This window comes from Chryseobacterium sp. PTM-20240506 (assembly GCF_048296755.1).
GTDB lineage: Bacteria > Bacteroidota > Bacteroidia > Flavobacteriales > Weeksellaceae > Chryseobacterium > Chryseobacterium proteolyticum.
This window is the reverse complement of the sequence record NZ_CP182581.1, coordinates 1,545,347-1,568,868: the sequence shown is the minus strand read 5'-3', so window position 1 is coordinate 1,568,868 and position 23,522 is coordinate 1,545,347. Positions and strand designations below refer to the sequence as shown.

The 23,522-nt window shown below is 36.7% G+C and carries 18 protein-coding genes; 5 read left to right on the top strand and 13 right to left on the bottom strand.

Going from position 1 to position 23,522, the window contains the following annotated elements; translation table 11 throughout:
• Positions 1-2 precede the first annotated feature (2 nt).
• The 10 genes from ACNFU2_RS07080 to ACNFU2_RS07035 all read right to left on the bottom strand — a co-directional run bounded on the left by ACNFU2_RS07080 (position 3) and on the right by ACNFU2_RS07035 (position 13,807).
• Positions 3-1,238: a YaiO family outer membrane beta-barrel protein gene (locus ACNFU2_RS07080; RefSeq protein ID WP_418124425.1), complete on the bottom strand. Its 1,236-nt coding sequence runs from the start codon at positions 1,236-1,238 to the stop codon at positions 3-5.
• 244 nt (positions 1,239-1,482) lie between these two features.
• On the bottom strand, positions 1,483-2,178 hold the full coding sequence (locus tag ACNFU2_RS07075; RefSeq protein WP_418124423.1) for an ABC transporter ATP-binding protein: 696 nt from the start codon (positions 2,176-2,178) through the stop codon (positions 1,483-1,485).
• Positions 2,172-3,518 (bottom strand): DUF3526 domain-containing protein, encoded by a 1,347-nt coding sequence (locus ACNFU2_RS07070; RefSeq protein ID WP_418124421.1) that lies wholly within the window; start codon positions 3,516-3,518, stop codon positions 2,172-2,174. The genes ACNFU2_RS07075 and ACNFU2_RS07070 overlap by 7 nt, the downstream gene beginning before the upstream one ends.
• Complete coding sequence (locus ACNFU2_RS07065) at positions 3,518-4,963, bottom strand: ABC transporter permease (protein ID WP_418124419.1); 1,446 nt, start codon at positions 4,961-4,963, stop codon at positions 3,518-3,520. Before ACNFU2_RS07065 ends, ACNFU2_RS07070 begins: the two co-directional genes overlap by 1 nt.
• A 3-nt stretch (positions 4,964-4,966) precedes the next feature.
• Positions 4,967-7,282 carry a TonB-dependent siderophore receptor gene (locus tag ACNFU2_RS07060; protein ID WP_418124417.1) on the bottom strand — a complete coding sequence of 772 codons (2,316 nt, stop codon included), beginning with the start codon at positions 7,280-7,282 and terminating at the stop codon, positions 4,967-4,969.
• Positions 7,283-7,425: 143 nt separating this feature from the next.
• Positions 7,426-7,752: a hypothetical protein gene (locus tag ACNFU2_RS07055; RefSeq protein ID WP_306612850.1), complete on the bottom strand. Its 327-nt coding sequence runs from the start codon at positions 7,750-7,752 to the stop codon at positions 7,426-7,428.
• Positions 7,753-8,103: 351 nt separating this feature from the next.
• Positions 8,104-9,510, bottom strand: a complete 1,407-nt coding sequence (locus tag ACNFU2_RS07050; protein WP_345987725.1) for an MFS transporter — start codon at positions 9,508-9,510, stop codon at positions 8,104-8,106.
• A complete protein-coding gene (locus ACNFU2_RS07045; RefSeq protein WP_418124414.1) occupies positions 9,507-10,157 on the bottom strand; it encodes a uridine kinase family protein in 651 nt (216 codons plus the stop codon). Before ACNFU2_RS07045 ends, ACNFU2_RS07050 begins: the two co-directional genes overlap by 4 nt.
• Before the next feature lie 44 nt (positions 10,158-10,201).
• On the bottom strand, positions 10,202-11,323 hold the full coding sequence (locus ACNFU2_RS07040; protein WP_418124412.1) for a glycoside hydrolase 100 family protein: 1,122 nt from the start codon (positions 11,321-11,323) through the stop codon (positions 10,202-10,204).
• A 60-nt stretch (positions 11,324-11,383) separates the two neighbouring features.
• Positions 11,384-13,807, bottom strand: coding sequence for a TonB-dependent receptor (locus ACNFU2_RS07035; RefSeq protein ID WP_418124410.1), 2,424 nt, complete (start codon positions 13,805-13,807; stop codon positions 11,384-11,386).
• Between the two features lie 244 nt (positions 13,808-14,051).
• Between ACNFU2_RS07035 and ACNFU2_RS07030 the strand changes: the two genes are divergently transcribed.
• The gene (locus ACNFU2_RS07030; RefSeq protein ID WP_418124408.1) at positions 14,052-14,981 is read left to right on the top strand and encodes a LacI family DNA-binding transcriptional regulator; all 930 of its coding nucleotides are present in this window, start codon (positions 14,052-14,054) and stop codon (positions 14,979-14,981) included.
• A 151-nt stretch (positions 14,982-15,132) separates the two neighbouring features.
• On the opposite strand, the gene ACNFU2_RS07025 is transcribed toward ACNFU2_RS07030, so the two are convergent.
• The 3 genes from ACNFU2_RS07025 to ACNFU2_RS07015 all read right to left on the bottom strand — a co-directional run bounded on the left by ACNFU2_RS07025 (position 15,133) and on the right by ACNFU2_RS07015 (position 17,602).
• Positions 15,133-16,278, bottom strand: coding sequence for a hypothetical protein (locus tag ACNFU2_RS07025; RefSeq protein WP_418124406.1), 1,146 nt, complete (start codon positions 16,276-16,278; stop codon positions 15,133-15,135).
• Positions 16,279-16,418: 140 nt separating this feature from the next.
• Positions 16,419-17,264: a hypothetical protein gene (locus ACNFU2_RS07020; RefSeq protein WP_418124405.1), complete on the bottom strand. Its 846-nt coding sequence runs from the start codon at positions 17,262-17,264 to the stop codon at positions 16,419-16,421.
• 116 nt (positions 17,265-17,380) lie between these two features.
• Complete coding sequence (locus ACNFU2_RS07015; RefSeq protein ID WP_142724390.1) at positions 17,381-17,602, bottom strand: hypothetical protein; 222 nt, start codon at positions 17,600-17,602, stop codon at positions 17,381-17,383.
• Between the two features lie 92 nt (positions 17,603-17,694).
• On the opposite strand from ACNFU2_RS07015, the gene ACNFU2_RS07010 reads away from it, so the two are divergent.
• The 4 genes from ACNFU2_RS07010 (at position 17,695) to ACNFU2_RS06995 (ending at position 23,522) form a co-directional block, all read left to right on the top strand.
• Positions 17,695-18,240, top strand: a complete 546-nt coding sequence (locus ACNFU2_RS07010) for a hypothetical protein (RefSeq protein ID WP_418124402.1) — start codon at positions 17,695-17,697, stop codon at positions 18,238-18,240.
• A gap of 261 nt (positions 18,241-18,501) precedes the next feature.
• Positions 18,502-20,130 carry a T9SS type A sorting domain-containing protein gene (locus ACNFU2_RS07005; protein WP_418124400.1) on the top strand — a complete coding sequence of 543 codons (1,629 nt, stop codon included), beginning with the start codon at positions 18,502-18,504 and terminating at the stop codon, positions 20,128-20,130.
• A 7-nt stretch (positions 20,131-20,137) separates the two neighbouring features.
• A complete protein-coding gene (locus ACNFU2_RS07000; RefSeq protein ID WP_418124398.1) occupies positions 20,138-20,539 on the top strand; it encodes a hypothetical protein in 402 nt (133 codons plus the stop codon).
• Positions 20,505-23,522, top strand: a complete 3,018-nt coding sequence (locus tag ACNFU2_RS06995; protein WP_418124396.1) for a hypothetical protein — start codon at positions 20,505-20,507, stop codon at positions 23,520-23,522. Before ACNFU2_RS07000 ends, ACNFU2_RS06995 begins: the two co-directional genes overlap by 35 nt.

Here is a 23,522-nt window from a genome sequence, read left to right as displayed (position 1 = left end):
GTTTAAAATTTTCTTGTGTAGCCTAGAGTAATATCAAACTGGTTTCCTTTTGTATTCGGAAGGTATTCCTGGTTGTAATACATGGTTCCCACAGAGAATATATTAGATTGTACTGTAAAATTATATTCAGCACCTACTTTAAAAGTTTTAAGTTTAAAAGTTTCATTTTCAAGAAGGTTATTTCGGTTTTCTTCAGGGCTTATTCCCGTGCCGATCTGAAAGCCAATATAATCCTGAGCACTTTTCGTATAATAGCGTACTGTTCCGGTATAGGAATGCGAGATATTTTTGTTATCCGGCGTAATGTAGGTTCTTATATTAAACCAGAAATTCTTGTAATATTTTCCGATAGATGCTGTGTACATCCAGATGCTGTTGCTGAAATAAAGCTGCCTGTATCCGATTTCTCCTTCGAAACTCTTAGGAAGATTAGCATAAAGGGATACCCCTGTGCGGTATTTCGGGAAAAGCCCGACATCATTGGAATAGGCACCTCCCAAATACAAGTAAAATGTTTTTGATAACCGTGGATAAGCTTCCAGCTCAATCTGGGTACCGTCTTGAGCAAATTTGTTGGCATAATTCCCTCTGATAATCACGGCTCCAATAGGGGTAGCCCTTTTATAGCTGATCCCTACAACATGCCAGTCATCATCAAACTGCTTATCAAAATGGGAATAGTTATAAAGAATGCTTATAGCGTTTTTAGAAGTAAACTCTTTCACTTTTACGGCAAGGCTGTTGGCTTCCGTGTTTTTCGGATCGATGGCTAGAATGGATTTAATGGCCTTTTCGGATTCAATATAATCTTTGTCTGCATAATTTACTTTTGCTTTTAAAAGTAAAAGCGCTTCAGATTGCGGATGAAAAGACAACCCTTTGTCGAGGATCTCTTTGGCTTTACTATACTGGTCATTCCAATATTCTAAGGATGCGTAGGCAATAAAATAATCTTCATCCTGTATATTTTTTTTTCCAAGTGCTTCAAAAACTGTTCTTGCAGACTCCAGATCCTTATTCCATGTATAAACTCTTCCTAAAAAAATTGAAATATCGGTATAATCGGGGGCTTTTTCCAGGGCTTGTTTAGCCAATACAATAGAGTTGGTATAATCCTTATTTTCGAATGCAGCAGTTCTTGCTTTTGCAAATAATTCGTCGGCTGACAGATTTTGCTGCGCATGTATTTGTAACGGAAATAATATCAGAAGAACTAAATAGCCAAAATATATTCTCATTGAGGTGAAATTCTTAATCAATATAAAGACGAATTGTATCTTTAACAAATATATTAAACTTTTTTAAGTAATTCATTGTAATTATTTCCATTAAATAAGGGCCGTAAAGTTGATAGGAGCTCCTGTCTCTCCATCTTATTACTACTATGAGATCAAAGCATTCATAAGATTCTTGTAAAAAAAGATAATACAGAGAAGTTACAATACATATTCAATAATGTATTTTAGTTAAAATTCAAAATAATTAGATTGTTTTCAAATACAGTTCCTTCAGTTCTTCAGCTGAAAACGCTTTGGATGGAATATTTTGCACCAGTTCTCCCTGTTTCATAATTCCGATATTCGTAGCGACACTTACCGCGTTGAAAATATCATGGGTGGCCATTAAAACAGTTCGTCCTTCTAGGCCTAGCATTCTTACAATTTCTGTAAATTCAGCGGTGGCAATCGGGTCGAGTCCGCTGGTCGGCTCATCGAGGAGCAGAACTTTGGCATCTTTAGCGAGAGCGATAGCAATTCCGACTTTCTGCCGCATTCCTTTTGAATAACCTCCCAAAGGTTTATTATGAGCAGTTTCCTGTAAACCGGTTTGTTGTAAAAGACCAGAAAGTTCTTCTTTATTATAATTAAATCCCGCAATTTTTGAAAAGAAATCAAGATTTTCAATTCCGGTAAGATTCGGATAAAGTAATACAGTTTCAGGAATGTATGCCATGTGTTTTTTAATTTTTTCGGGATGATCTTTTACTGAAATATTGTTAATGAATGCATCACCGGAAGTAGCTTTAATCAGGCCTAAAAGAATATTGATAGTTGTACTTTTACCGGCTCCGTTCTGTCCGAGAAGGGCAAAGATTTCCCCTTCCTGAATTTCAAGATCAAGAGATTTTAAAGCGGTAAAATCGTTGTATTTTTTGTGAAGTTTGATGGTTTTTAACATAGCTTTCTGAATTTGTTTTGTGAAAGGATTAGCAATAAAAAAATTACAATGAAATAGGGAAGAAGTAAGCTGAAAAGATTAATTTTCTCAGAATCCGTAAAGATTTTTACAGTCTGTTTTTTCCAGTCGATCATTTTTCCGTTTATATTTTCAAAAATATAAGGATAGAAATACAGCCTTTGTTTCTCGTGGAAATTTTTCAGGCTTTCTGCATAATTTAGCTGATTTTCCATTCCTGTTCCGGCAACATTGCTCTGAATCCATTGTGTTTGAATATTCGGTAAAATATACCCTAAGTAAATGGCTGCATTGTTTCTGCTATGCATTTTTTCATGATATTTCTTTGAAGAAGCTGCCGATTCCACATCCGCCATGTGCTGCATTGCGTAATACCAGGCATAAGAAAAGTCGCTGTTTTCCGCAATCTCGTATTGGCTGAACTGAGGATAGATTTTATAGAATTTCTGCATTGTAGGAATTTTCGGTTCATCCCACTTATTGTGATAACCTTCCCGTTGTTCTATTTGTGCCTGCAATCCTTCTTTTACAGGAATCAATTTCTGTATCATCATATTTGCAGTCATCGGAATTACAAAATTCATGCTCAGCCAGAAAATCACCAGGGTTAAAGCATTCCACGAAGAGGACTTCTGATAACCAATAATCCATCGACATAAGGCAAACCAGAAAGCCAAATATAGAAAACCGGACAAAGCAAAAATAGTGAAGGCCAGGTCTACAGGAATTTTAATGTAAAAAAGGGCAGCAATTAACAATAAAACATAAACCGAGCTTACGGCCAGGAAACGGAACAGCAACTTAGCATCAATCAGCTTTCTTACATTTTGACTTTGTACCGAAAGTAATTTCCAGATTCCTTTTTCCTGATCTTCGGAAATGATATTGTAGCACAAAGCAATAATCACGAGTGGAAAAAGAAATATCATCACAAAAGAGAAATCGAAATTTCCAACCGCCGCATTCGCAGGGTTGAAAAAATCGGAATTGTTTTTCTGTTCTTCCAGGTTTCGTATCGTAACGCCCTGAATGGAAGGATTCAAATCTCTCATACCGATACTTAAAGCAGCCAGTCTGGGTATTTCATTCACGAGATTAAATTTCACATAATAGAGTAAAAGACCGATGTTATCGCTGTGTAATTCCACATTTTTAGCGATGCTGTTTTTTTGATAGGTTGCACTTTTAGCCATAATTTCTTCATTCCTGTCCAGAAATTTTTTACCGGTGTACAAAGAGCATAAACCGGCAAAAAGAAGAATCAACAAAGAAATAATGTAGGCTTTGTTGCGGTAAAACTGTTTAAATAAATAATGATTCATTAGATTAATTTTAAATTTTTTGCACTTAATTCAATCATCAGAACACAGGCAAGGAGCCAGAAAAGAATAGCAACCAGAGGAAGAATCTGGTTACCCAGGCTTTCTTTAACTGACGTAAACTTATACTGAAAATCAGGAAATTCCTGCCAGTTTTTTTTGCTTACCATTGCTTGTTTTTCACCTTTTTTGGGTGGAGTGTTACGGATGTGTTCAATCTGTAAATCATTCATTCGCTGGGCGAGTGTGTAGCGGTATTCCTCTGCCTGATTCTGAAATTGCCGGTACGCAAAATAATCTGTTCCAGAAGCGGTCATTGAAAGATTTTTAATCGCCATCACAGGATTGATGAAACCGAAAATTTCATTCAGTTTTTGCTGTTGATCGTATTGATCCTGAAGTCTTTTCAAATGATCAACATAGAGTTTTGCACTGATTCTCTCTCCTTCTTTCATCACAATTCCACCGTAATTAACCGGAAGTTCATCCGTTGTTTTCACATTGTATTTTGCCAGAAGCGAATCTTTAATGTGTTTAAAATGCGGATCGTTGGGGTTGTGGCTGTCGCCTACTTTCATAACATCTTCTTCTACCTGGGTTTCAAAGGCAATTCTTGATGGAGTAGGATAGAGATTCTGCGCTGCAAACTGAATTCCTTTAGGTAAAAAAATCGACAGGATTATCCACGAGCCAATTAAACTGATTAAAGCGGATGATGAAGCTTTGCTTTTTGCAGAAATTAAAACCGTCAATGTACTGAAGAAAAAATAATAGATCATATACGCCGGAAAAAGGACCAGTATTCTTGATAAAATATCAGTAAAATGACTTGATTCAACCATAAGTCCGGCCACTAAAACGATGGCAATCACAGGAATCAGAAACAATAAAGAAAACTGCCAGAGACCAAGGATTTTTCCCCATACAATAGCTCGCGATGAGGCTCCCTGAACGGTAAGGATTTTCAGTGTGGCCTCTTCTCTTTCACGGACAATCAGGCTAAAGCCGAGAAATAAAATAATCAAAGGAACAATTGCCTGCAGAATGAATGCTGCACTGAACGCTCCGAAACGTACGAGAGTCCCTGAACTTCCGGCTTCCGAAAGGTTAGCGGTATTTTGTTTATGGGCTTCAAGGAAAATAACATTTCCAAGGTAATCGTCCAATCCGTTATCAAAAATACTTAACGGATGCCCGATTCTGAAAACGAGATAACCATAGTGGGCCATCCTGTGCGGATGCTTGTCAGGCCTGTGCTCCCAGTTTTCACGGGTTTCTTTACGGTATTCCTTTATCTTTGAATAAGTTTCACCGTATTTTGTAAAACCTATTCCAATGCTTATAAAGCAGAACAGGAGAACAGTAATGGCAATGAGCAGGTTTTGTTTACTTTTAAATAAATCCTGCCGGGTTTTTCTTACAATGAGTTTCAGGTTTGAAAAAGCCATGGTTTAAAATTTATAAGTTGCTGTAAATAGATAATTTCTTGGGGCACCGGGGAACAGTCTCAGGTAATTTTGAGCGCCTATCCAATACCTTGTATTGGTCATATTGTTCACATTCAAAGCCAGCTGAAGCTTAGTTTGCGGTACGGAATAATAAATTGCCACATCCACGGTAGCATAAGCGGGAAGTTCGAAACTTCTGGTGAACCAGGGAATTTTTTTACTTTGATAGAGCATTCCCGCACCCATTCCGAAGTCTTTTAAAAGCTGAATGTTGGTGAAATTATACCTCGTCCAGATATTGACGGAATTTTTTGATGTATTTTCTTTAGCTAAACCAATTAAAGCAGGATTAGAATCATCCAGAACCCTTGCGTCGATATAGCTGTAACCAGCGTAAATGTGCCATTGCGGAAGAATATGCCCCGTAAACTCAGCCTCAAAACCACGGCTTCTGTCTGCGCCACGCTGGATCAGTTGATCGGGCTCCGCAGGATTATTGGCGTTCATCAGGATATTTTTCTGATTGATTTCATAGATGGAAAATGTGGCATTAATTTTTCCAAAAAGCTTGGTTTTGACCCCGAATTCTTTCAGATCGGAAAGCAGGGGTTTGTACAATGAGGCGGAAATTGCACCTGTAAAATTTACTGTTTGCGGCATCAGGGTGACCGTATTGGATTGTGGCTGATACCCTGTAAGATATGTTGCGTATATGTTTGTATTTTCTGTGATGCTGTACGTCAGGCCGACCCGGTAAAGCATCTTCTGATTTCTGAAAGAACTTTCTTCCGCTTGCTTATATTGGGTAATGTCCTGAAACCATTCCTGTCTGAGTCCCGCCAGAAGTTTAAACTTTTTCCACGTCAGTAAATGTTGTACATATGCTGCATGAGTAGTTGTTAAAGCCGTTGGTAACGGGTTGATGATATTCAAAACAGTATAGTTATTCCCCTGATGGTTTGCCGCTCCGGGCGTCAGGTCGAATGGGCTCACATTGGGGGTGGGAAATATAATGCCATTATAAACCGATGTCTGATATAAAGCAGCATTAGCCGGATTATAAGATGAGCTTACTGTTCCATCCTTCATCATGAAACCTCTTGCAGCATCTTGTTTTCCGCCGCTTTTTTTCTCCCAGATATGACTGTCATATCCTACTAACGTCTGATGTTCAAGGGATCCTGTTCTGTAAGTAAAATTAAAATAGGCATTAATATTATCCACCGACCAATGCTGAATTCTTTCCATATACTGCATCATCACCAGGCTGGAAATCTGTTTATTGCTGATATCCGGCACAAAAGAATTTGTAGTCCTCGTTTCATGGATGTCTTCGTTCCAGAACTGTTTCATATAAGAAGCATTAAAACTGATGTTTTTATTGAAATGATGGGCTAGGCTTCCCATCAGAGTAAGATCTTTTGTTTTAAAATAGTCACCTGGAGCCCCCAGATTTAAACTGACAGGAGTACTGTTGAGATCGGTTTTTCCGGCAACTGCTCCAAAGATAGGCTGTCCTCTGTCGAGGTTTCCGTTCATTTCGTTGTAAATCATTTCTACATTCACCGAAGTTCTATCATTAGGGATAAAGGAGATCGAGGGAGCTATTAAAATTCCGTTATTTTTAACATGATCACGAAATGATCTGGCATGCTGATGGGCACCGTTGAAACGGTATAAAAGCGTTTTACTGGTATTCAAAGGTCCGGTTACATCTGCGGAAAGGCGATAGGTATCAAAGCTTCCTCCAGATAAACTTACTTCGTAACGGGAATTTGCCAAAGGTTTTTTAGTTACCATGTTGATCGTTCCTCCTGGGTCTACGCTGGACATGGTAATACTTGCCGGACCTTTAAAAACCTCCACACGCTCGATGTGTGAGGTCATCGGCTGAAGAAAATAATATTGCCTGGTGCGCATTCCATTAATGATCTGGCCTTCTTCATTCTGGCTGATTCCCCGGATGCTGTACTGATTATAAAAACTTACATTGGAAACGCCGGCAACATTTTTCAGTACATCTCCCAGCCTGAACGCCTGCCTGTCGTTAATAAGTTCTTTGGTAACCGTATTGAGCGTGAGCGGAAGATCTTTGTTTTTCATCGCAATCTTAGTGGCTGCAAATGAATAATCGGAAATATAATCTTTGGATTTTCGCCCTGTAATTTCTACCGTCTGAATAGTGACGGGAATTGAATCTTTTTTAATTTTCTGAGCATGGATCACACCTGAGAATATGATACAACCTAAGCCTGCTAAATGAAAAGTTTTAGTGGGAATAAAATGTATGATTCCAGGATTATAAGCATTAAGTGACATAAATAGAGAGTAAAATGGGTATAGTTAAATACCTGGTGAGTAAAGAATATCTTATTCTACTTTTAAAATAAAATATCCCAAAAAGACAGTTACTGCAGATAACAAATCTGTAGCTAAAAGAGTTTAGTTTGAAAAACTAGAAATCAGGAGAGAACGGGAGGAGCCCTGGAAGAGAAAAAATCAAGGAGACAACGGTATGATACGGCCTTTGGCTGAGGTATTTCGTTATCATTTGAATCGTTTATGGCAAAATTTAGATTCTGAATTTCCGGAAGAAGACTTGTATTCATCTGCAAATGGAGTGCACATTGGCAGTCGTCCTGGGAAACTGTTGGGGCTTTTTCCTCTTTAGAATCTTTTTTGTTGTCGATTTTGGTCGTTACATGTTTCGCATGTTCAAGACATATGCTTATTCCACTGACGTTCGAAAGAAAGATCAGTAACAGAGAAAAGGTAAAAAAGATTTTCAATGTTTTTTGCATAAGAAGCGGTAAAAGTAAGGATAAAATTTTATAAAATGAAACTTTGTTGCAATATTGAATGTCGGCAGCCTGGAAATAACAAGCAAAACATAAACTCTATGTTTGAGCAGTTAGCTTGTTGGATATGGGAAAAGAACTTCTTATAGCAGTATTAAATGCTATAGAGGATAATAGTTCTGAAGAAGGTAAGGCACAAAACCGTAGAGTAGAGCTTGCGAAAAAAATAATATAAATGCTGCAATATCGGAGAATTGTAGCTATTTGGCTTAAAAAAATCCCAACGAAAGCTGGGATTTTTTTATTGAAGTTTTATTAAAGAATAATTCTTATCATCCGGTATTATTCGCTTTTAGGAATATCAGGTTTAATAAAAAAGACACATGCGCCGGCAGTCAGAAATAATATTCCGGAGACCATAATGGCTGAAGAAGGATTACTATTCAGAAAGAAATTAAAAATAGTCCCGAAAGACAGGGTCTGAATCAGCATAGGAATAACGATCATCATATTGATAACGCCCATGTAGATTCCCCTTTTCCGGTGAGGGATAGAAGGGGAAACGATGGAGTAGGGCAAGCCCATCATGGAAGCCCATCCAATTCCAAGAGCCACCATTGGGATAAGAATAGCATATTCATTCCTGATAAAAGGTAGCGTCATTATTCCCAATCCTGTAAGGAATAAGCAGAAAATATAGGTGTTTTTTGAGCTGAATTTTTTAGCAAAAGGTACCAGGAGCAATGCGGAAATCATGGTCACAATATTATAAGAGCCATTCATAAGTCCCGTTTGTCCCACCGCTACTTCTACCTGATGCAATATGTTTTTTGCCCAAGTCAGGTCGGATGCTGCAATGGGTATTCCGCTTTTAGTGCTTTCCAGAAGATGATGGGCTTTCATTTCATCAGCTTCGGAAACTCCGTACAGTGACCATTTCAGCATGGGCGTGATAAACTGCCAGTATACAAAAAGGGCATACCACTGGAAAAGGTACACCAGGGCCAGTTGCCAGAGAACTTTTGGCATTTCTCTGATGGCAATGATTATTTCTATAAAAGGAGTAAAAAACGTGCTGCTTTCTTTGGCTTTTTTTATGTCCTTAAGCTCATCTTCGGTGGGCGGAATCTCCGGCGTTTTATACACAGACCAGGCTACCGATGCAATGGAGCAGAAGGAACCTAAGAAAAACGAATAGTAAACCCAGACAGGAATACCGCCGTTCGTGGAATTTCCTGCGAGATATTTCTGAAAAACAAACAGTGAAAGATTTGCCAGGGTAATACCCGCCCCTACAAACAGGCTCTGCATCTGAAAGCCGAATGTCTGCTGGTCTTCAGGGAGCTTATCACCAATAAAAGCACGGTAAGGCTCCATAGCTGTATTATTCGCCGCATCCAGGATCCATAACAAACCTGCTGCCATCCAGATGGTAGAACTGAAAGGGAATAAAAATAGAGCAATGCTACAAAATAGAGCACCGAGCAAAAAGAATGGCTTTCTTCGTCCCCACCTAGGACTCCAGGTCTTATCGCTGATGGCTCCTATCAGAGGCTGTATCAATAACCCTGTGATAGGCCCGGCCAGATTCAGGATAGGAAGCTGCTCAGCATGGGCACCCAAAAAAGAATAAATAGGATTTACGGCCGTCTGCTGAAGTCCGAAACTGTACTGAATACCAAAAAATCCAACATTCATGTTCCAGATCTGCCAGAAGCTCAGATGGGGAATGATTCTTTTTGCTTTCATAAACCGGTATTTAAAAGTTCATAGTTTTTCCCCAGAATAAGATCTGCTTTATTTTTAAAATTTCTGATAATCTGATGTTCTATTTCCAATACTTTTTCTATAAAATCACTTTGTTCATCCCGGTTACGGTTCATCCGGTTTCTGTAAGTATCCTTATAATCCCTGTCTATGAAAATTTTAAAATCAAAATCTTCAATTTCAAGGACGTAAGTGCCTTCTGCAATAATAATACTATATTCTGATGTATCCACTATTTCATTGCTTATAGTGTTCTCACCGTAGTTCACCAAAGGTTTTTCTATTTCCGGATCTCCATTTTTAAAGTCCCTTATATTTTGAGAAAGTGTATTGAGATCAACTTCATGTATGCCTACGTTGTCCAGAGATTTCAGACGGTTTTCGTGATTTGTTTTCGGGGGGAGTTTAAAGTAATCATCCATTTGCAGAACGATGCTCTTCAGGTTTTCCTGTTCCAGGATCTTCTGAACGGCAAAAGCTGTTACGGACTTTCCGCTTCCGCTTTCTCCTGCAATTCCTATCGCTATTTTCTGGTCTTTATGTAAAGTGAAACGTTTTTTCAGTATTTCTGTGATCTCTCTGGCGGTGGCCAGATGTTTTTCTTTCAGTTCGATAATATCTCCAATCATTTTTTTAATTTTTTGAACCTATCTTGGTTATTTGAAACAATGCTTTACAGGGACATGAAAAGATATCCGGATGCAGAAAAACAAAGCTGCCCGGTTCCCAGTGGCAAGAGCTTGTCTGTTGAATAATATTCTCTGAAATGCTCACCCTTTTCATGCATTAATGTTTCGTATTCCGTCATAATTTTTTCAGGAATTTCCCTGATTCCCTTTTTCTTAAGCCCCAGGCACAGCCATCCTAAAAATATAGGCCAAGATCCTCCGTTGTGAAAATGGTAGGGTTGGTTTTTAAAGCTGTAACTGTAGTTGTTTTCCAGTAAACGCCAATCGTCATCTCCCGGAAAAATAACCGGGTAAAAGACAGGAAGCATCCAGTGCTTAAACTCATCACGGATACCCTTTAGGAATTCTGAAAAAGCCTGCATATCCATTTCAAAATCTAAAAGTAGAGCCAGTGCATTCCCGGCCAGATCAAACCTTTCATCATATCCGTTTGCATTCAGGGAGGCCCAGAAGTAGGGTTTTGCTGAAGCTTTTGCGTAGGCTGTTTCATGATACCTGGTTACATTGGAATCATTTTTATAAAAATTCTGCTGAATGAGATTTTTTGTGTTTTCCGATACTGTTTTTAATTCGGGATCATTATAAACTTCTGAGGTGTTTTTCAATGCCCAGTATCTCAGAACATTATCATACAGCGTATATCCTGATGTCACATATTCATCTGCCCAGTTTCCTCCAAGGGGGCTGTAGACCAAACCTCTTTGATTGTATTCCCAGGTCTTAAGGCATGAAAGCGCCTGATATATCTTCTCTTTCAGGCTGCTTTTAAGCGCATCATCTGATGTTGTTTTAAGGTATTCACAGGTCGTAACAATCCACCATGCCGTAGCATCCGTTCTTCCTACATGTGTTCCGTAACTCGCTTTGCCATTCACCACATTGGAAGGGATCTGCCCGTTTTCTGCCTGATGTTCGGCTAAGGTGAGAATAGATCTTTTAAGCCCGGAAATGATCTGCTCATCATGGATTAAAATTCCGGCATATCCTGTCATCATCGAATCCCTTGACCATACTCTTGCATAATTATCTTTTTGCTGTGCTGAGGCCAGAATACCCTCTTTTGTAATGGCTTTTCTGATGATCTCTATGGCTTCCTGTTTAAACATATTTTTTATTTTTTTTAAATACAGAGCGGATTAAAAAAAAGAGTCCGTCCATAACAACTATTAAAAATCAAATTTCACACTTGCGCTGTAGCTGCTTCCCGGAAGTGTTCTGGCTCTTACGATTCCATTTCCGCCTGCGATGGATCCTTCTTCGGCCTCCGTAACTGCAATGGCGTTAAAGATATTATTGGCATTCACATTTACTGAAAGGTTTTTCATGATCTGATAAGAAATGTAAGGATTTACAATAGCATATCCCGGCATCACCAGCTTATTGGAATCCTGGGTGTATGCTTTTGTGGTTCCGATCAGATAAAACCCGACATTCACTTTACCCATATTGAAATTCGGGTTTACGGAATACATCAGCTTTGGGGTTCTTCTCGGCGTGTTCCCAATAATAGAAGGGTCAAGTGCATTTTTGATCTCAGCGTGGGTATAAGTAAGCCCTGCTTTTACTTCAAAACTCTTTGTAATTCTGTAATATCCATCCAGCTCTACTCCCAGGGACTGGTATTTATTTTCTGTTTTCCTCTGGGTGGTTGCTTCGTAATTGGCTTCTTTCGTTCCGGCGTAGAAAAGTGTGGTATTCAGGAAATATCCCGCTCCTCTCAGTTTGTATCCCGCTTCTATCTGGTTAACTTTATTTACTTTTACAGCATCCAGGGCAGGATCGTCATTATTAGTATAATTATATCCTGAAAACAGGATTCTGTCTGCAGAAGCGCTTCCACCCTGGCTTACCCTGGCAAATACAGCATTTTTATTGTTGAGCGCATAATTGGCCCCTACCGAATATCCGAAAATCCCGTATCTGTAGTTGACCGGAACATGGATGTTATCATTGGACCCCACCATTTGCTCAGGAGCATCAATGACGCCGTTTCCATTCATATCAAGGCTTGTATAGGTAACGGTGGCGCCTGAAAAAGTTCCCGTTACTTTTCCGATATCGTATCTTGCTCCGGCATCTATCGTCAGCTGATCTGTTGCATTGATTTCAATCTGGGCATGGGGTGCGGTGATATCATATTTGGTATTGTAATCCCTTTTCAGGTTTCCCCAGTCTTTCATTCCGTAATTCAGTAAACCATGGTCTGTGATCAATGCTCCGGACGTATCTTTTACATCAACCAATCGGGCATTGCTGTCATTGACTTCCTGAATGTAATTGTTCCACATCCAGGACATATTGATGTTTTGTGTCGATTTATATAAGCCTGCATTCAATTTTAATCTGTCCCATTTCTTGTTGATATTCAAGTCATTCACGAAGTTATTGAAGTTGTTCAGCTTTACATTAAAAAGGGCCAGCTTCATATAATTGGCATTCATATCTACCGGAGTATTCGTCCCTGCATACACAGCACTTCCGAAATTGGTGAAATTAGCAGCAGTAAAGAAATCACTGCCTTTGCTTACACTGGCAGGAAAAGGGGCAATAAACTGTCCGCTGTTGGCCGCATAACGAATTTTTTCTTCCAGCTTCCAGCCTTCTCCAAGGTCATAATTAAACTCTGCCCCGATCACCTTTGAAAGAGAATGCATTCCATCCGAAACATCACTGTTAAAAATATTTCCGTCATTTCCTAATGTTCTGTCGTGCTGAAGATTGATGGTTTGTAAAGCACCTGTGAGAATATTGTAATTCGGCAGAGAAGACCATTTAGGATCTCCGTCGGTTCCTGTAACGCCTACCGGCATCGGCATATAAGCGGCTGTTCTGTCATCCAGGAGCTTTGCATATATTCTGAAGCTTCCTTTATCAAACTTTTTCAGTAAAGAAAGTCTGAACTGTCCGCCGTTATTGGAATTAAATCCGGTTTTTCTCGGTCCGTCCGATATCCTGTAAAATCCTCCTACTGCGATATAGGTATTTTCCGCTATGGATGTTCCGTAATCGAAATCTGTTCTGTAGTTTTTATAATTAAGACCAATCTGCTGCGTAATGCTTCCACCTTCTTTTTCTCCTGTTTTTGTAATAAAATTGATGATCCCTGCCGGAGAATTGCTGGCAAAAACAGAGGCAGATCCTCCTCGTAAAGCTTCCACCCTGGAAACAAAAGAATCAAATCGGGTAAACTGGTCCTGCGTTCCGAAAGCAATGTCTCCAAACTGCATCACCGGTAAACCGTCTTCCTGGATCAGAAGGTATCTTGAACCTCCTGCCGAAACCGGAACTCCTCTTACCGTAATATTGGAATTTCCTTCTCCACCTGATGATTCCGAACGGATCCCAGGAATAGTACGGAAAATTTCCGCAGTCGTTCTTGGGGCAGCATTTTCTATGTCTTTCATTTTTAATGTGGATATAGAAGTACTGGTTTTAATGGAAGCTTTAGGATTGGAATTTCCTGTGATCACCACTTCATCAATGGCCTTACTTTTTACAATCGTATCATTTTCTGTACTTTGGGAAAACATGAATGCAGCTGTATTCATCGTACCCAAAATAAGCAGTCTGGTAAAAATTTTTGATTCCATATCGTTTCGGAGTTTTTTTGTTATGATCCAAAAGTATTTTTTTTACCCTATGTAAAATGAGCTTTATCCCGTATGTTAAATGATAATTAAATTCAAACGTTTGCGCAATCGTTTGCGGTGGATAACTTATTTTAATTTTAACTTTTTAATAACATTTTTATGGTTAAAATTAACGTTTTTTTAACTTAGATTTGCTCCGAAAACAGTCCTGAATTAACCCAAAAATGGTCTCAATTAACTTATAATGAAAAGAGTCACAATAAAAGACATTGCCGAAATGCTGAACATCAGTGTATCTACAGTATCCCGGGCACTGAAGGATCATCCTGATATCAGCAATGCCGTAAAGCTTAAAGTAAAAGAGGCCGCAGAGACTTTTAATTATATCCCTAATGATTTCGCCATCAACTTCCGGAAGAAATCATCGAAAGTGATCGGGCTTATCATTCCTGAAATGTCAATGTTCTTTATTCCTTCTATTATTAAAGGAATATCTTCTGTGCTGCACAGAGAGGGGTATCATTTCTTTTTGCTCTCCTCGGAAGAGTCTTTGATGAGGGAAAAGGAAAATATTATAACCTGCATCAACTCCCGGGTAGATGGAATCCTGATTTCTCTTACGCGATATACGAAAGATCTATCCCACCTGCAGAGAGCCAGAGACATCGAGCTTCCTGTTGTTATTTTTGATAAAACGATCTCGCAAAATCATTTCGATGAAATTATTTTCGATAATGGACGGAATGCCGGAATGGCTGCCGAAAAACTGATAGAAAGCCAATGTAAAAGCATATTGGCCGTTTTTGGGGATGAAAACCTGGAAATAACCCAAACCAGAAGAGATTTCTTTCTTGAAAAACTCAAAAACCGCCCGGACATACAGTGCAAAGTAATTTACTGTAAATCTGCTGATGAGGTAAAAGACAAGCTCAGTACCATTCTGGAGTATGAACATTTTGATGGTTATTTTGCCATGAGTGACGAAACGCTTGCAGGATTGCATAGTTCATTAGTTAAAAATAAATCACAAACCTCTGCAATAAAAGTAATTGCTATTACGGAAGGTATTCTTCCCAAGTACCTGGATGATTCTTATGAATGTATTATTAATGATGCATATAGCATGGGAACAATGGCAGCATCAAAAATTTTGGAGATAATAAAGGGGAGTTGAATTGGGATTGTGAATGCTTTACTTCTGTCGTGCAAAATCTTCTGACTTTGGGCTGGTAAATAATATCATTGCCTTTAAAATTGCTCCGAAGTCAGGAGACTTCGGAGAGCAGAAAGCGTATATCTTCTTTGGAAAACAGTTTTCTTTAAATTTATTTGAATTCAAAATGATTGTAAGTATCAAGTATAAATTCACTACCAGTTTTATCTAACCATTCATTTGTTATTTCAATAAAATTATATAGAAGCTTTACATAATTATTCAAATGAGCTGGATTAATTTTATGATAATAAATAGAGTTTTCAATTTTGTGTGTTGTTCCTATGTCTCCAAAATCATCAACAATCATTTTATTTTCAGGTAATAATTTGCCAAGTATTATTCTATCTGGTAAATCCTTATTGTTGGATGTTACTATTTTATAATTATCAACTTTTTCTAGTTTTATGAATAGATCATTATATAAGCGTTCATTATTAAATTTATTATACCAATCTAACCAATTTTTAAATTTAATTAATGTTACGATTTTTTCTTTTTTAAAATTTGAAATAGAAATAATACTATCTATAAGTTTTTTCACAGTTTGTCCATTTACTTCAAAATGTTTGAACAAATGAAATCCAATAATTTTCTTATTATTGATTTTATTGTTTATTTCATTTGCTGATAAATTCAATAAATTACTAACATCAATTAATAGATTTTCATTTTTAATTTCGAAAACTATTTTTCTTAAATGATTGCAGATCGTAATGAATTCTGTATCAATATCGCGTTTAAAATAATCATCTAATTCATCATGTAATAACCCTCGTTCTTTTAAGATATTTATATTGTATTTTATTGCATTGATAATCTTTCTTCTCTCGTTTTTTTTATCTTTTGTAGAAAGGTTATAAACAAGATTTCTCCTATGTTTAATATCAAAAGGCATATCTTCTGATGAACCAAATTCTTGATTTGAAATGCAAATTATTTTTTCCCAACCTAAAGATTTGATAGCATAACCTAATTCAAAAATGACATTTGGATTAGGCATTTTTCTATTTTGTGAATCTTTGTTAATAATGGATAAGTCACAAATAAAAAGCTTTGAGTTATCAATCTTGTTTAAGATTATATTGATAATTTCAGGATTCCCAGGTTCTCCTGTTGTATCTTTGTCTAAGTAAAAATCTACCAAATGTTGATTTTCAGAATTAAGTTCTTTAATAGCAGTTTTGATACATTCTTCAATAAAATTTTTGTTGTTTTTTAAATTTAGGTTTGATTGCCAAGAAAAGAAAATTTTCATTGTAGAACTCTGTTATGATAAATTATGAAAGTAACCAAATATACAAACAATAGTGCTGTTTTCTAATTATTTTATCTGAAAATGAAGATGCTTAGTGTTTTTATATATATTAATCATAATTTTTCTCACAATTAGTTAGGCTATATTTCTTCAAGAGTACCATTGTTATTTTCTAAATACGATTGATATGATGTCATTTTTTTTAGTTTTTCTTTAAAATCTGATTGGTCTATATCAAAGCCTGCATAAAAAATTACATCATAATCATCTAAATCTGGAATATTTGGATTAATAAATATTTTACCTTCACATTCAAATGAATATATGTAGTGTGGAAATATAGCACCAAAAATTGATTCTTCGTTTTCTTCAGGATGCGGTGTTCCTATAAAAATTGGTAAATTTTTAAAATCACAATTAGGTTTTATTTTATTCCTTTGCCAAAAGTTAATTTTTATTCCATTTTTTCCTATTGAATGGTTTGCTGCTTGTAATTCATCTGGAGAGGAAGAAAGTAACAACGAAATCTCTTTAAAATCATTATAATCTAGTTGATGTAGTATTAAAAAGTAATAATTTCTAAGGTAAACTTTGCAAGTTTCACTTAATTCATTAATATTTTTTAAAAAACTATTTTGATTTACTACATCAAAAAAAGCAAATTTATCCTTGTTTAAATTATAGAAATCGGCAGGTATATATTCCGTAGCAAGTGTCAAATAAATTTCGAAAATTTTTTTAAATACTTCTGTAGATGTGTCATTTATTTTAACTTTTAAATTCTTATTTCCAATTTGAAAGTTTCTAGATTTTTCACCAAAAAAGAATAATCTTTCACCAAATTGTTCAAGTGTATTATGTTTAGTATCTAAATTGAATTTTTTAAAAGCATCCTCTCTTTTCAGTCCTCTATGTAGAATTTGGATTTTTCCACTTTTCGAAAATTCTCTTAAAGCTGCTAAAAATTTATCATAAGTCGTTGTCATATAATTTCTGATAACTGCCAAATATACAAAACAATATATTCTTTTTCTTATGGTTTTCCGTAGAAACATAAATCCCAACTTTCGTCAGGATTTATCAATTATATTGTTTTCGTAATCTATATTCCAACCATCTTAAAAAAGCTGGCAAGAGTTAAATTTCTAGCGTGGCATATTCGCATTATCGTGAGAAGAGCAATTTGATAATCTTTATCATCTTTTATTCTTCGAACTGTCTTTTCGTCAATGTTATGATCTACTGCAAATTTGCTGTTATTGTTCATAGGGATAACCCATTCATCCCTTATAAATTCAACAATTTTTCTATTTGCTTCTGTCATGGAAACAAATAAATTACATATTCTTATAAAAATCTCGGACTGAAATCCGAATATTTATAATTTTTCATTACATTTATAAAAAAATACAAACAATGAAAAAGATAAAAACAGATTTCGATCGCCAGTTTCAGGTTTACAAGAAGCCTTCTGGATTACAGTTGATGGAAACTTTCTTTCAGTTCAATGAGCTGGATGTTTCCAAAGAAAGGCTCAACAACTTGATGAATTATGCGGTAAAGAGGAATAGCTGGATCCATGAAGATCCGGCGGTGATCTTTGAGTTTTACCATTCGATGAGGTCACTGATCCGGGCTGGCTATCTCATCATGCTGAAGGACAGGAAATGGACGGTTGATACGAGGCCGGAAAAGATTTCCCCGTGGGTTCTTGGTCTGCTTTCAGAGAAGGAATACCGAAATCCGCTGCTGGTTTTCAAAACAGCATTCAGAGAATACACCCCCAAAGAATTTGATTATTTTATGTCCGGAATCGTCTATTTCTCAATGGGCGTCTATGAAAATCTGCCGGAAAGGAATATCGTGATGCCGTATATCCATACGGTTAAAATGCTGGATGCGGCACACCTTATCCTTGAAAGAAGGAGAGAAAAGAAAATGGCGGGTACAAATTCAGGATAAGAAGACTATGCTAAACTTCTCAAAATATCATTTGAGTATTTTCTTGATTATTTACACTTCAAAATTTAATGCGTCAATTTCTGTCGTTATACAGCAATACCTTTGCAGTATAGTAATCGTAACATTTTGTAAATGAATAATCAAACATGATGTAATTCATATTAAATCTTTTTAAAGTGAAATTAACAAGTCATAAAAAGCGTTAAATTTGCACGCTTTTATATCAAGCGGAATTCAACTAAAAAATATATACCATAAAGGATGAAAAAACTCTACTTCAGTGTACTTTCTACGTGCATTATTTCCGGGTTATCGGCCCAGGAAGTGGTTTGGCAAAAAGATATCAAATCTTCTACCCAGGATTTCCTGAGCCAGGTAACCACAACAATCGATCAGCAGTATCTGATAACAGGAAGTGTCATACAGGCTGGAAACCAGAAGAAAGATGCAGGAAGCAATACCCAGCAAAATAATGGTTACGACTTTCATTTGGTAAAACTCAACCAACAGGGAGACCAGGTTTGGGAAAAATATTTCTCAGGAAATAATCATGATTATTTGTCTTCTACCGTATCTACCCAGGAAGGAGGATTTTTAATTTCAGGAACCTCATATTCCGGAAAGGGAATAGATAAAAAAGATGACTCCAAAGGAGGATCAGATATCTGGCTCATCAGGATTAATGAATTTGGTGATGAATTGTGGCAGAAGACTTTGGGAACAAGTGCTGATGAAGAAGCCAGGGCAGTTATCCAAACCACAGATTTAGGATTTGTTGTAGCAGGAAATGTTCAGAATGCATCCAAAGGTTATGGTTCAAAAGATATCCTGGTTATCAGACTCGATAAAAACGGAAAAGAACTCTCACAACTTATTTTAGGAGGAAGGGGATTAGACGAAGTGGAAAAGATGATCCCCACAAGAGACGGAGGAGCACTTCTGGGAATCTATTCAAGAAGCTCCGAGTTTCGTGTTTCCGATTCCGGGAATCAAAATTCAGCCACAGGAACCTCAGATTCCGTATCCCGTTATGCAAAAACCACTGAGAACTTTGGTGAAGGAGATTACTGGATCGTAAAACTAAACAAAGAAGGAAAGGTAGAATGGGAAAAGAACCTGGGAGGAAAAGGAGATGACCATCTAAGAACACTGGCTTTAACGTCAAACGGTTATATCATCGGAGGGGAATCCAGAAGTGAAAGATCCGGAAACAAAACAGTAGGAATAGAAGAAGGAACAGATTTATGGCTGGTTTCTTTAAATGAAAGAGGAGATGAACAGTGGCAGAAATCCTACAACTTCAAAAACAGGGATGTTTTGATGGGTATGAGTGTGATACAGAGCCAGGAATCAAGAGCCAGGAATCAAGAGGTTACCAAAGGAATATTGTTGGGAGGATATACTCAGGCAGAAGGAAGAATAGAAACAGATGATGAAACATTCTGGATGCTGTATTTGGATAGTAATGGAAATGAACAATGGAGAAAGCATGTGAAGGGAGAATCCAGAAAGAGAGAGGAGAGATTATCGGATATTAAGCTGAACAGGGATGGTTCCATCATTTTAGCAGGAACCAGTGCAGAGGAACTAGGGAAGGAGAACTGGAAGATCGTGAAGCTGGGAGACAAGCAACTGGATCAGTTGATCGAAAAACAGGATATCAAGATCTATCCGAATCCGGTATCAGATTATGCTTATGTAGAAATAGGCTTTGATTTCAGGGAAGCGGATATTACTTTGTATGATATGGGCGGAAGACAGCTTCAGAATCTAAAAACGAAGAATAAGGTTACTAAGATTAATACACAGCCATTGATACAAGGTGCTTACCTGGTGGTGATCAAGACGGATACGAATAAAACGGCTAATGCTAAATTGATTAAGAAATAAACTAAGGATGAAAAGAAAAATTATACTTTTAGGGACATTGTTATTTTTAATCAATAAACTTGATGCCCAGTATGTTCCCAAAATACTTCCACCATCTCCAAATGCGACATCAATTGCAAAATTTGTAGAAAGTCCGGTTTCTTATTATAGAGGTTCAGCCAATATAGGTATTCCTTTAATTAGTGTTGATACTGGAGATATTCCTTTGAATGTATCCATACAATATGATACCAAAGGAATTCGTGTTGGTGAAGTAGCTTCATCTGTTGGGGCTGGTTGGAGTTTAAGTGCGGGAGGCTTAATAACCAGACAGGTAAGACAGCGTCCGGATGAATATACAAGAGGTTATCTGACTTATTCATATAATTCTACTTTTGAAACTAATAACCGTACGCCAACAATTAAATAATGAAAATGCAAGTAATGGAGACTCGGATACGCCTGTTGATGAAGATCCTGATTTATTTTTCATCAATTTTTTAGGAAGGTCTGCAAAATTCGTTATTGACAATGTAACTAAAAAAGCAGTTGTTCAAAGTTTTGATGATTGGAAAATAGACATAGATTATGAAGATGCGAGTGCAGGAAATTTTAGAATTAATAGAATTATAATCACAGACGAATCAGGAAATAAATATTATTTTGGAAAAGATTCTACAGGAACTAATTCTGCGTATGATGTAGTAACTTCTGTGAGTTCAGGAATAATCACAGATACTCCTAAAAATGAGGAAAATGGGTATAAAACGGCTTGGCATTTAAAAGAAGTTAAAACTCAAAAAGATACCTATGTATTTAATTATGCTTCTGAACAGGTGGTTACTTATTCAAAATCTGACCTTAACAAGGGTGATAATATGGGTTCTATTTCATTAAGTACGACAACGACAACCCAACAAATCCTTCAGACTATTTCTTTTCCTAATGGAACAGTTGAATTTATATTTAACCAGTCAGAGCGTGAAGACTTAAAAGGGGGCAAAGCTCTTAATAATATTATATTAAAGGATAAAATAGGAACGCAGATAAAAAAGGTATCTCTTGTTCAAAACTACCGTTTAGGAAACGGAGATAATAACAATATTCATCCTGTAGTGCTTAGTAAGGATACGAAATCCGATAAACGGCTATTTTTAAATCAAATCAATGAAGTTGGCAGGGATGAAAGTATAATTTCTACCTATAAGCTGGAATATAATCCAGGGGAACTTCCCAACCGACACTCTAATTCAATTGATTACTGGGGCTATTTTAACGGAAAACCCAATAAAATGAACATTTTTACTGATGTGGTAGAGGCAAACAGGGATGTTTATGGAAACTTTGCTGAAGCAGGCATTTTGACTAAAATTATCTATCCTACAGGAGGAAGTGAGAATTTTTACTATGAAGATAATCAAGTTTTAGTTCCAAACTATTTTTCACTTTTCATGCTATCTAATCCTTCTAGAATTGTATATGATGAAAAATCAACAGCAGTTGCTAAGACTTCAAATATTTTTGTATTAAACAATGGAAGTTCAACACTTGGTAAATATATAAAGGAATTTGAAATTCCTTCCATGTATGGAAGTAAGCTTTCTTTCAATGCAATGCTGGGAGCAGGATGTACTTCTGTAGAGACCGCAGACTGTAAAACGAAGGTAAGGCTTTATAGATATAATAAAGATACACGAGCTATATTAGCGACATATGTTATTACCCAGGGAAATAACGTTGATCTTATCAATCCACCTATTGAAAGTGGAAGCTATCGCCTGGAAGTATCGAACCCAAGTTTTACGCTAAGTGACTCTGAGAATTTTGAAACCAATCCATTTTCTATTGTACTGCGTTGGAAAGAACAAAAACCCAATATTCCGATCAATAGTTTTGTTGGTGGGGGACGAAGAATTTCAAGAATTGAAGTTAACGAAAATGGTAGAATTACAAAAAGAAAGTTTACTTATACTTTGGATGATGGAACAACTTCAGGAAAATTGCTGGGTATTCCTGATTATATGTGTGTCATAAAAAAATATGGTAATGTTCCTTTGGTGGCAGGGCAGTTATCAAACAGGATACAACCAATGTCGAGCTTTAATAATGCAGGACAAGTAGGTTATTCTCAGGTAACGGAGTCCTTTTTATCTGCCGATGATTCTGTATTATGGACTAAGAAATATACCTTTTCCAATTATTCTGATGGGGGAGAATATTACAGATTCCCATACCATCTTCCTGATGATACAGATTGGGCTAGAGGTTTAAATCTAAAAACTATAAGCTATGATTATTCTGGAAAAATAGTTGAGACATTGGAAAATAAATATAATTTTTGGGGTGAAGAATTTTCTCCATACAGGTTTTTTAAAACATATGACGGTACATTGGCTACAAATGCACCATCGACTGAGTTGATCCCAACACCTCCCACCCAAGCTCCTTCCAGCTATATCTTATCTCATGCTATAAAAAGTGTCCCAATGTATAAATGGGGAAAATATCTTAGTGATCCCACTGATCCTAATCCTGCTGGTTCTAGTGATGTATACAGAACCGCTTTTTTCTATGGTGGAATGATCAGAAATTATCAGAAAATAAAGACTGAATATGTTAATGGATCTCCTATTCTAGTTACGTATGTAAATACTGTACAAGATAGTAACAGTCATCATCAGGTGACATCTCAAAAAACAACCTACCCAGATCAAACAATTGAGGAAACCATTTACCAGTATGCTCACGAAAAAGGGAATCAATTAATGATTGATAAAAATATGGTTAGTATACCTTTAGAGACCACAACTACCCAGACTACAGGAAGTGTAAATAAAGTAGTAGATAAAACAGAGACTATATATCCAACTGCTTTACCTCATGCAGTGACAGGAAATTTAGTATTACCATTATCAGTAAATTCATTTGATATAGTGAATAATACCCCATCCATAGAGATTACTTATAACAAATATGACTCAAAGGGAAACATTCAACAATACACAACAAAAGAAGGTGTTCCAACGACAATTATCTGGGGATATAACCAGACACAGCCAATAGCTAAAATAGAGGGTGCAAAACTATCCGATATATCACAATCATTAATTGACTCTATTGTAAATCCTTCCAATACGGACGCAGCAGCGGGTGTAAACAATGATGAAACATCATTTTTACTCGCTTTAGATAATTTTAGAAAAAATTCTGCTTTAACGAATTATCAGGTTACTACATATACTTATGATCCACTAGTTGGAGTACGAAGTATTACGCAACCATCAGGAATAAGAGAGGTTTATGTATATGATACTGCAAACCGGTTAAAGGAAGTAAGAATAAGAGAAAAAGACAGTACAGGCAATTATGTTTTAAAAACAGTAAAAGAGTTTAAATACAACTACAAACCATAA